This window comes from Nonomuraea sp. NPDC003201, from assembly GCF_053590415.1.
The window spans coordinates 1-6,185 of record NZ_JBSFTC010000470.1 but is presented as its reverse complement, the minus strand read 5'-3'; the positions used below and the strand labels follow the sequence as shown (position 1 = coordinate 6,185).

The following is a 6,185-nucleotide window of genomic DNA, read 5'->3' as shown; positions in this document are numbered from 1 at the left end:
CTCGTCGCGTACGGCGGGCGGGCCGCACGCGACCGAGCCCACAGCCGCCGCCCAGGCGAAAGGTGCAGGTGGTGATCGGTGAGCCCCGGCAGCAGCACACCACCAGAGCCATCGATCACTTCCTCACCCGGCCGTATCCCGAGTGCGCCGATCTCCTCGATGCGCCCGGCCGACAGCTGACCGGCCTCTACAGCGGCCGGCGCATCGTGCAACTCCCCGACTTCGACGCCGCAACCTGGGTGCGGCTGGCCCGCGAACAGCACGTCACCCACGCCATGGTCGTCCCGACCATACTGGCCCGCATCGTCGAGGTGCTGCGTGCCGACGGTGGCGGCCTGCCGTCGATGCGCCACGTGTCCTACGGCGGCGGCCGCATGCCCCGCCCCGTCATCGAGCGGGCCCTCGACCTTCTGCCGCACGTGGACTTCGTCAACGGCTACGGCCTGACCGAGACCACCTCCTCCATCGCCGTCCTCACCCCTCAGGACCATCGGGACGCCGTCACCTCCGGCGACTCGCGCGTCCGCCGCCGCCTCGACTCGGTCGGCCGCCCGCTGCCCGCCGTCGAGATCGCCGTACGCAACGCCGACGGCGCCCCGGTCCCTGCGGGAACACGCGGCGAGCTGTGGGTGCGCGGCCCGCAGGTCTCCGGCGAGTACGCCCACGCCTCCCACCTGGAGGATGGCGGTTGGTTCCGCACCCGCGACGGCGGCCGGATCGACGAGGACGGCTACCTCTACGTCGAGGGCCGCCTCGACGACGTCATCGTGCGCGGCGGTGAGAACCTGTCTCCGGGCCTTCGTATCCTCATGCCAACGGGGTGAGCCGATGAGCGGATGGCAAGCCGGTGACGACGTCGAGGGTGCCCGTACACCATCCGCTCCCGCGTATGACCATCGGGCCGCCCGGTGCTCGCCACCGGGCGACCCGATCGGAGTGGGTGGAGAAGCTGGGCAGGTCAGTCGTGTTGCGGGTGGCTGCTGACCAGCGTGGTGAGCGACCTCGGTGCGAGAGTGACCGAAGTGTTGCGCCCGCGCTTGGAGACGAGAGCCTGGTTCCGCTCCAGGTTGTGAGTGGAGTCGGTCAGGTAGGCAGCGGGGCGCTTCAGGTCGACGGTGGTGGTCACGGACTCGTGGGAGGTGTTGAGGATCTCGACCACTTCGGTGCCGTCGGTGTTGCGGTACGCGGAGACCTTGAGCCCGTCGCCGGTGCTGTTCACACCGAGGCGTACGGCGTCCGGCCGGATGAAGCGGCTGTAGGCGGCGAAGGCGTAGAGCCTGGATGAGACGCGGTAAGTGCCGTTGGCGTCGTCGATCTGGATCAGCGCGGCGGTCTTGCCGCGCGAGCCGCCGAGCCAGTAGACGAACCCGGTGCTGCCGGAGAGGGCGAGGGTGTTGTGGATGCGTTCGGCGATGTTGATGCCGTCGGTGACCTTGCCGCTGTCCCAGGCTTCGTTCCAGCCGTCCGCGACGCTTGACGGAGCCCACTCCGACATCCAGGTGCGCTTGGACGTGGGCAGCGGGAAGTCGGCTCCGCTGGCGTAGCCGTGGCCGGACATGACGTCCAGGTGTTCACGTGCCTCGGGGTCGTTCTCGATGGCCTGGGCGTACGCCTCGGAGCTCTTCCAGCCGATCGACTCGCAGCAGACCACGTTAAGGCCGGCCTGGTCGGCGTAGGGGCCGAAGACCTTGACGAACTCGGCCGCCTGGGCCGGCGTGAAGCGCATCGAGGCGTATTCGGTGGTCCAGTCCGGTTCGTTCAGGAAGGCGATGTCGGAGATCCTGATGCCTTCCTGCTGGTAGAACTTCGCGTACTGCACGAGGTAGCGGGCGTAGGCCGCGCGCCAGTCGCCACTGGCACAGGTCGTGCCCTGCAGGCCGCACAGGTTGCCGCCGTTGACGTCGGTCCCGTTGGTCTTCATGTAGCCGGGGGCGCTCCAGGCGTCGGCGTAGAACCGCTTGACCCCGCGCCGCTGGGCCTCCTTGGAGAACCACACCTGCCCGCTGTCCCAGCCGTCCCAGGTGTACTTCGGCGGGGCGTCCGGGCCGCCCGGGTCCGCCGGCTGGATGGACAGCATGGAGTCGTAGACGTTCGTGGCCGAGGAGCCGATGCCGAGGCGCAGGATGCTGGGCGCGGCGCCCTTGCGGCGATCCAGAAGGAGGTCGAGCACCTCTTTCTGCTTGTCCGCCGGCAGGTTGTGCACGAGAGTCGCGCGCTGGAACGCGGTGGAGTAGCCGAATCCGTCGATGGTCTGATGCGTCTGGGTTCGCTGGATGTCGATATCCGGTTGAGGGGCCGCGCCGGCGCCGGCAGCCGGCCCGGCCAGGGTGATGGCGGGCGTGAGAGCCGCCACGAATGCGAGGGATCGAAGCACCCTGCTTCTCCTTAGATCTGTCCGGGGGGTGGTCGAAGTCGAGAGGAGCGACAAGTGACAACGGGTGGCGTCGCAGTGTTCGGCCAAGGAGGGAGCGATCATGGCGCCGCATAGAAGTGATCGATCACTTTGCTCGCTGCTGTAGATTAGTGATCGATCACTTCTGCGTCAATGGCTTGTTGGCGGGGACCGGTTAGGCTGTGAAGCGCAGCGCGAGGAGAGGGGTCCCTTGGACGAGGCTGAGACGCCGCGCCTCACGATCCATGAGGTGGCCCGGCGTGCGGGTGTTTCGCATCAGACGGTTTCTCGGTATTTCCGCCACAACGAGAGCTTGAAACCGGCCACCCGCGCGAAGATCGATCTGGTCGTTCAGGAGTTCAACTACCGGCCGAACCTGGTGGCGCGTTCCATGCGCACCCGGCGTACGAACCGGTTGGCGATCACCCTGCCCGCCTCCACCTACCTGTGGCCGGCGCGCGTGCTCCGCGCCGCCTCCTCCGCCGCGCACGACGAGGGCTTCCAGTTGGAGGTCGTCAGCGTCGAGGGCGATCCGCGCGCCAGGGCGGAGCGGATCTTGGAGCTGGCCGGGTCGGGGCAGGTCGAGGGCATTTTGTCGCTGACACCTCTGGAGATCGACCCCGCTGCCTCGCCGGTTCCCATCGTCGTCACGGGCGACTACGACGACATGCTGCGCGGGGTCAACGAACTCGCGGACGCCTCCCCGGTCCAGGAGATCGTCGAATGTCTCGCCTCGCTCGGTCACCGGGTCTTCTTCCACATCGCGGGCGCGCAGAGCTGGCCGTCGGCCCGTAACCGCAAGCTGGTCTACGAGCAGACGATCGAGCGCCTCGGGCTCACCTCGTACGGCGTCGCCCTCGGCGACTGGAGCCCTCAATCCGGCTACGACTCCGTACGAGGGCTGCCGGACGGGTGCGGCGTGACGGCCATTGTCGCCGTGAACGACCACGTGGCCATGGGTGCCGTACGGGGAGCGCTCTCGCGCGGCTGGCAGGTTCCCGGCGAGGTCAGCGTGTTCGGCTGGGACGACGAGGAGCTGGGACGTTTCGCCACTCCCGCGCTGTCCACGGTGGCCGTGGACAGGGAGGTGCAGGGGCGGGAGGCCATGGCCAGGCTCATCGCGAAGGTACGCGGCGAGCCGGCGCCCGAGCCTCCTGTACGGTCGATCAACCGGGTCATCGTTCGTGAGACGGTCGGCCCGCCACCGCCCGCCTGAGAGTATTGAGCCGGGCAGCACCGATGTGCTAACTCTATGGCGCCATGAGTCCTTTCAGCCGAGAGCTCTGGCGATGAACGGATCATGGCCGGCCGATCCGCCGGCGATCATGATCGACGATGAGGTCCGGCATCAGACGATCGACGGGTTCGGCGTCTCCACGGCCTTCCGGCGCAATGAATTGATCAGGGCTCTGCCGCGGGACAAGCAGCGCGAGATCCTCGACTTGTGGTTCAGCCGGGAGAAGGGGGCCGGGCTTACCATCCTGCGCCTGGGCATCGGCTCGGCGCCGGCCGGCAGTCCGTACGACGACATGGTGTCGATCCAGCCGGAAGACCCCGGCGGCCCGGACGCCCCACCCAGGTACGTCTGGGACGGCGACGACAACAGCCAGGTCTGGATGGCCAAGGCCGCCCAGGAGTACGGCGTCGAGCGCTTCTTCGCGGTTCCCTGGAGCGCGCCCGGCTATATGAAGGACAACGGCGAGGAGAAGAACGGCGGCAGGCTGAAGCCCGAATGGCAGCGTGCCTATGCCGACTACCTGGTGCAATACACGAGGTTCTACCAGCGAGAAGGCGTCCTGATCACTGACCTGGGCTTCACGAACGAGCCCGACTGGACCGCCAAGCACGCCTCCATGCGCTTCAACCCGCAGGAGGCCGTCGAGTTCGTCAAGGTGCTCGGCCCCGTCGCCTCGGGCGTGCGGGTGGTGTGCTGCGAGTCGCTCGGCTGGACCGAGGCCATGGCGTACACGACCGCCATCGAGGCCGACCCCGAGGCTCGCCGCTGGGTGCAGGTCTACACCGGACACGGCTACGCCACCCCCGTGGACTCCCCGCTGCCGACGGAACGGCCGACGTGGATGTCGGAGTGGCATCCCAACGGCACCAGCTGGAACGAGAACTGGTACGACGGCAGCGGCTCCGACGGCTTCACGATCGCCCTGGCCGTGCACGACGCGCTCACCCTCGGCAACGTCTCGGCCTACCTGTACTGGCTGGGGGCTTCGAAGGGGAGCACCAGGGCACTGCTGCGGATCGACGAGGCGGAAGGGGTGTACCGCGTCTCGAAGCGGCTGTGGGCGGTGGCCGCGTTCAGCAGGTTCATCAGGCCGGGCGCGGTCAGGATCGGGGCCAGGGCCGCGGCGCCCTCGCTGAGGTTATGCGCGTTCCGCAACCCCGACGGTTCCCGCGTCGTCGAGGTGCTCAACACCGGCCTGGCCCCCGTCACTTGGGCGGGCGTGAGCGAGACGGCCGAGGTCTACCTGACCGACGCGACCGCCTCGCTCGACTCCCTTCCCGTCTCGGACGGGGCGGTGACGTTCCCGTCACGCGCCCTGACGACGATCGTCCTGCGCTGAGCCCCGAGCTGCCAGGCGCGCGATGCGGCGCGACCTGGCAGCTCGGTTCGGCCCTGCTGCCGGATCAGGACGCGGGCAGCGGCGTCCAGGTACGCAGCCGCCCGCACATACCGAAGGCGCGAGGACCGGGTCTGGGCGTGGTACGGACGACGGCGGCCTGCCCGAGGTGGGCGGGATCGCCGCCCGCGATGGCCGCGAGCTGCAGGCGGGTGCGCTCGGTCTCGGCGGCGACGGTCTTGTCCCATAGTTCCTTCCAGGACGCGGCCCGAGGCCGGACGATCGCCGCCGCGAGCCGATGGAAGTCCGCCAGCGCCTGCCCGCCACGCTCCTCGACGTCCTCCAGGAGCTGCCGGAACCCGTCGATCGCCAGGTCCCGCCGGGCCCGCGCGGCCTCCGCCCGCGCGTCCTCGGACCCCTGCGCCGGCAGCGTGGCGGCGGCGAGGTAGGCGTCACGGTCGCGCAGGACGTCGGCGGGGAAGGTGAGGACGGCGTCGCCGGCCTCGGGCAGCCCCGCGTTCTGCATGATCACGATCAGCCGCAGATCCTCCTCGTTGACCAGGCGGTGGATCGTGCCGGGGGAGAACCACAGCACCGTGCCCGCTTCGAGCCGGTCCCGGGCGAAGCCCGCGGCGCTGAGGGTGTGCACCTCCCCGCGGCCCCCGGTCACGACGTAGGCCTCGGTCGAGACGGTGTGCAGGTGCGGGGTGCCGCCATGGACGCCGTCGGCGCATTCCCAGTCGTAGACGGCCAGGTCGCTGATCGAGGTGCCGCCGGGGAAGAGCGGCGTCATAGGGCGAACTCCGCGCCGAGGTCGTCGAGCTCCGCGCGCTCGCAGACGCGGTCGATGAAGACGTAGCGGTGCGTCAGTTCGAGAGTGTCGCCGTCGGCCAGCGCGATCTCCTCGTCGAAGGAGGGGGAGGGGCTGATCACCGCGAACGCCTCTGTGCGGACGAACCACTTGATCGGCACCGACGCGCTGGAGTGACCGGCGACGGCCAGCACGGTGCCGCCGCCGTTGAGCGAGTGGTAGAAGGGGTTCGTCTCGTCGAGCTCGGCCCGGGTGACGGGACGGCCCGTGATGGCCGACTGGTACATGGCCGTGATCAGCTCCATGACGCGCCGGCCGTCGGCGCCGCTGGCCGGGGGCCGTTCCCCGGCTGACATGGCGGTCAGCAGGGCGGCGAGCTGGGCGCGGTGGGAGCTGCCGGTGTTCTCGG

Annotated in this window: 6 protein-coding genes; 3 read left to right on the top strand and 3 right to left on the bottom strand. The window is 69.4% G+C overall.

Translation table 11 applies throughout. The annotated features are described in order from the left end of the window. Window positions 1–71: 71 nt before the first annotated feature. Complete coding sequence (locus ACWDX9_RS58130) at window positions 72–824, top strand: class I adenylate-forming enzyme family protein (RefSeq protein ID WP_449971924.1); 753 nt, start codon at window positions 72–74, stop codon at window positions 822–824. 134 nt (window positions 825–958) lie between these two features. Here the strand turns inward: ACWDX9_RS58130 and ACWDX9_RS58125 are convergent, their stop codons facing one another. Continuing rightward, window positions 959–2,374, bottom strand: a complete 1,416-nt coding sequence (locus ACWDX9_RS58125) for a glycoside hydrolase family 30 protein (RefSeq protein WP_449971921.1) — start codon at window positions 2,372–2,374, stop codon at window positions 959–961. A 268-nt stretch (window positions 2,375–2,642) separates the two neighbouring features. On the opposite strand from ACWDX9_RS58125, the gene ACWDX9_RS58120 reads away from it, so the two are divergent. Together ACWDX9_RS58120 and ACWDX9_RS58115 are read left to right on the top strand one after the other, a co-directional pair. Continuing rightward, on the top strand, window positions 2,643–3,608 hold the full coding sequence (locus ACWDX9_RS58120) for a LacI family DNA-binding transcriptional regulator (RefSeq protein ID WP_449971927.1): 966 nt from the start codon (window positions 2,643–2,645) through the stop codon (window positions 3,606–3,608). Window positions 3,609–3,681: 73 nt separating this feature from the next. After that, the gene (locus ACWDX9_RS58115; protein ID WP_449971918.1) at window positions 3,682–4,968 is read left to right on the top strand and encodes a glycoside hydrolase family 30 protein; all 1,287 of its coding nucleotides are present in this window, start codon (window positions 3,682–3,684) and stop codon (window positions 4,966–4,968) included. Window positions 4,969–5,032: 64 nt separating this feature from the next. Here ACWDX9_RS58115 and ACWDX9_RS58110 read toward each other — a convergent pair whose 3' ends face one another. After that, window positions 5,033–5,758 (bottom strand): cupin domain-containing protein, encoded by a 726-nt coding sequence (locus ACWDX9_RS58110; RefSeq protein ID WP_449971915.1) that lies wholly within the window; start codon window positions 5,756–5,758, stop codon window positions 5,033–5,035. Further along, window positions 5,755–6,185: DUF6807 family protein (locus ACWDX9_RS58105; protein WP_449971913.1), on the bottom strand; the 431-nt coding region annotated here is incomplete at its 5' end. The genes ACWDX9_RS58105 and ACWDX9_RS58110, both read right to left, overlap by 4 nt.

Coding starts and splice junctions, on each gene's coding strand:
- ACWDX9_RS58115 (WP_449971918.1), top strand. CDS start 3,682: ATGAACGGATCATGGCCGGCCGATCCGCCGGCGATCATGATCGACGAT.
- ACWDX9_RS58110 (WP_449971915.1), bottom strand. CDS start 5,758: ATGACGCCGCTCTTCCCCGGCGGCACCTCGATCAGCGACCTGGCCGTC.